This window comes from Micromonospora sp. NPDC049799 (assembly GCF_040656655.1).
GTDB lineage: Bacteria > Actinomycetota > Actinomycetes > Mycobacteriales > Micromonosporaceae > Micromonospora.
The window spans coordinates 1-3,624 of the sequence record NZ_JBFAMU010000498.1 but is presented as its reverse complement, the minus strand read 5'-3'; the positions used below and the strand labels follow the sequence as shown (position 1 = coordinate 3,624).

Annotated in this window: 3 protein-coding genes; all 3 read left to right on the top strand. The window is 73.9% G+C overall.

The genetic code is table 11. From position 1 onward, the window contains the following. Positions 1-1,800: hypothetical protein (locus tag AB0I76_RS25190; protein WP_357040162.1), on the top strand; the 1,800-nt coding region annotated here is incomplete at its 5' end. Between the two features lie 64 nt (positions 1,801-1,864). After that, a complete protein-coding gene (locus tag AB0I76_RS25185; protein WP_357040159.1) occupies positions 1,865-3,250 on the top strand; it encodes an FAD-linked oxidase C-terminal domain-containing protein in 1,386 nt (461 codons plus the stop codon). Continuing rightward, the coding region (locus tag AB0I76_RS25180; protein ID WP_357040156.1) for a 4Fe-4S dicluster domain-containing protein at positions 3,247-3,624 on the top strand (378 nt) is incomplete at its 3' end. The genes AB0I76_RS25185 and AB0I76_RS25180, both read left to right, overlap by 4 nt.

The following is a 3,624-nucleotide window of genomic DNA, read 5'->3' as shown; positions in this document are numbered from 1 at the left end:
GGCTCCGCCACCGTCGCCGACGTCGGCGGCACCGTCGACCGGAGCCTGCGCCTGGGCGACACATCCACCACCGCGCCGGTCACCGCCACCCGGTCCTTCGGCGCCACGTCCGCCACCGTCGTAGCCGGCGCCCGCCTGCGGGCCGCCCAGACCAGCGCGGTGGTCGGCCTGCACCTGGACAGCGCCGCCGGGCACACCGTCACCGTCGCCCTGGACGACGTCGGCCGCTGGTACACCTACAACGGCACCACCCGGGTCGACCTCGGCGGCTACACCACCAACCGGTGGTACGACGTCCGCATCGTCGCCCGCCCCGGCACCCGGACCGCCAGCGTCTGGATCGACGGGCAGCGCCGCGCCACCAACCTCGCGTTCCGCGTGGCCACCTCGACCCTGGCGTCGGTGCAGGTCGGTGTCTCCACCGGCGACACCGGCACCGTCTGGGTGGACGACGTCCGGACCACCACCGAACCGAACCCGGTGCCGTGGACCCAGATCGGCACCGTCGCCCCGCGCAGCGCCACCCAGATCGGCACGTCGAACGTCGTCATCGGCACCGAGACGCTGGACCGCGACTACACCGACTACCAGTCGTACAAGCCGTACCTGGGGCCGCTGGGCGCCACCCGGGCACGTTTCCAGGCCGGCTGGGCCAAGACCGAGAAGGTCCGGGGCAGCTACGACTGGGCCTGGCTGGACACCATCGTGAACGACGCGGTGTCCCGGGGCGTACGGCCGTGGTTGCAGACGTCGTACGGCAACCCGCTCTACGCCGGCGGCGGCGGGGCCGGTCTCGGTGGTCAGATCCCCAGCTCGGCCGAGGCGTTGACCGCCTGGGACGCCTGGGTGAGCGCGCTGGCCAACCGGTACGCCGACCGGGTCACCGAGTGGGAGATCTGGAACGAGCCGAACCTCGGCGGCGTCGACCCGGTGGCCTACGCCGACGTGCTGATCCGCACGGCCACCCGGATCCGGGCCGTCCAGCCGAACGCGGTGATCTGGTGCTGCGCGCTGGCCGGGGTGGAGCGCAGCTACGCCGACGCGGTGCTGACGCGCGTCCGGGACCAGGGCAAGCTGGGCCTGGTCGACGGGATCACCTACCACCCGTACAACGCCAACCCGGACGCCTCCTACGAGCAGGTGCGGCTGCTGCGGCTGACCGCCGACTCGTTCGCCACCCGGCTGCTGCTGCGGCAGGGCGAGAACGGCGCCCCGAGCCGGCCGGGCAGCTTCGGCGCGCTGGGCGACCTGGACTGGACCGAGCTGAGCCAGTCGAAGTGGATGCTCCGCCGCACCTTCGCCGACCTCGGCCGGGGCCTGAGCACCAGCGTGTTCAGCATCTCCGACCTGCACTATCCGTCGAAGATCAACTCGAAGGGCCTGCTCCAGACCGGCTCGGACAAGAGGATCCGGTACGCCAAACCGTCGTACTACGCCATCCAGGCGACCACCGCCCTGATCGACAGCACCATGACGTCGATCAGCGGGTACGGCGTCACCGACAACACCGCCAACGCCGTGTCGGTGGCCGCCTTCCGCAAGGCCGGCACCGGCCGGCAGGCCGTCGCCCTGTGGTTCAGCGGCGCGAAGCCGTCGGAGAGCAACGCCCGTACGCCGGTGACGGTCACGTTCACCGCCGGCAGCTTCGCCGACCCGGTCTACGTGGACCCGCGTACCGGCGCGGTGTTCGACGTGCCGGCGGCGAACTGGTCGGTCAGCGGCACCAGCTACACCTTCACCGGCGTGCCGCTCTACGATTCGCCGGTGCTGATCGCCGACCGTTCGGTCGTCGGTCTGTAGACCCGCTCACGGCCCCCGCCCGGTCCGCCGGGCGGGGGGCGCACCACCTGGGGAGGCAACGCCCGTGGCACTGTCGGCAACCCTGCTCGCCGAGCTGCGCGGCATCGTGGGCGCCACCCACGTGCACGACGCCGCCGGCGACCTCGTCGCGTACGCCCGGGACGCGACCCCGCTGTTCCGGCACGAGCCGGACGCGGTGGTCTTCCCGGCCGACACCGCCGAGGTGGCCGCGGTGCTGGCCCTCGCGACCCGCCACGGGGTGCCGGTGGTGCCACGCGGCGCCGGCTCCAACCTGTGCGCGGCCACCGTGCCGCTGCGCGGCGGGATCGTGCTGGTGCTGACCCGGCTCAACCGCATCCTCGAGATCGCCCCGGACGAGTTGCTCGCCGTGACGCAGCCGGGGGTGACCAGCGCCGCCCTCGCCGAGGCCGCCGCCGCGCGGGGGCTGCTCTGGGCCCCCGATCCGGGTAGCCGCACGGTGGCCACCGTCGGCGGGACCGTCGCCACCTGCGCGGGCGGGCTGCGCGGCCTCAAGTACGGGGTCACCCGCAACTACGTCCTCGGCCTGGAGGCGGTCCTGCCCACCGGCGAGGTGATCCGCACCGGCGGTCGACTGTGGAAGGACGTCGCCGGGTACGACCTGACCCGGCTGCTCACCGGGTCCGAGGGCACCCTCGCGGTGCTCACCGAGGCGACGGTGGCCCTGCTGCCGGCCCCGGCGTCGAGCAACACCGGGGTCGCGTACTTCCCGACCCTGGCCGACGCGGGGCGGGCCGTCGCCGCGGTGATCCGGGCCGGGGTGGTGCCCGCCACCCTGGAGTTCCTCGACCGGGCCTGCATCGCCGCGGTGGAGGACTTCGCCCACCTCGGGCTGCGCACCGACGCCGGGGCGCTGCTGCTCTTCGGCGACGACGGGCCACCGGCGGCGGTGGCCACGAACCTGGAGCGCATAAGCGCGGCCTGCGTCGACGCGGGCGCCATGGAGGTCACCATGGCCCGCGAGGTCGCCCAGGCCGAGGCGCTGCTGGCCGCCCGCCGCTGCGCGTTGCCCGCGCTGTCCCGCCGGGGCGGGGTCACCATCCTGGAGGACGCGACCGTGCCGCGGCCCCGGATCGCCGAGATGGTCGACCGGATCGACGCCGCCGCCGCGCGGCACGACGTCGCCATCGCGACCTTCGGCCATGCCGGCGACGGCAACCTGCACCCCACGTGCGTCCTGGACTCCGCCGACGACCACGACGGCGTACGCCGGGCCGAGGCCGCCTTCGCCGACATCTTCGCCGCCGCCCTCGACCTCGGCGGCACCATCACCGGTGAACACGGGGTCGGTGCGGCGAAGCTGCCGTTCCTGACCGACCGCCTCGGCGCCGAGCAGATGGCGCTGCTGCGCCGGATCAAGACCGCCTTCGACCCGGCGGGCATCCTCAACCCCGGAAAGCTGGGATCGTGACCGGCGACGTCTTCCACCCCGAGCAGCTGTCCCGCTGCATCTCCTGCGGTTTCTGCCTGCCGGCCTGCCCGACGTACGCGATGACCGGTGACGAGGCGTCCTCGCCGCGCGGACGGATCACGCTGATGCGGGCGCTGCAGGACGGCACCCTGCCGCCGGACGATCCCACCCTCGCCGAGCAGTCCTCGTTCTGCCTCGGCTGCCGCGCCTGTGAGCCGGTGTGCCCGGCCGGCGTCGAGTACGGCAGCCTGCTGGAGCAGTGGCGGGTCCATCAGTGGCGGGGCCGTCGTCGCCCGCTGCTGGCGCGCGCCCTCATGCTCGTCGCCGAACAGCGGTGGCTGCTGCGCCTGCTCGGGCTGGTCCGCCGCGCCGCC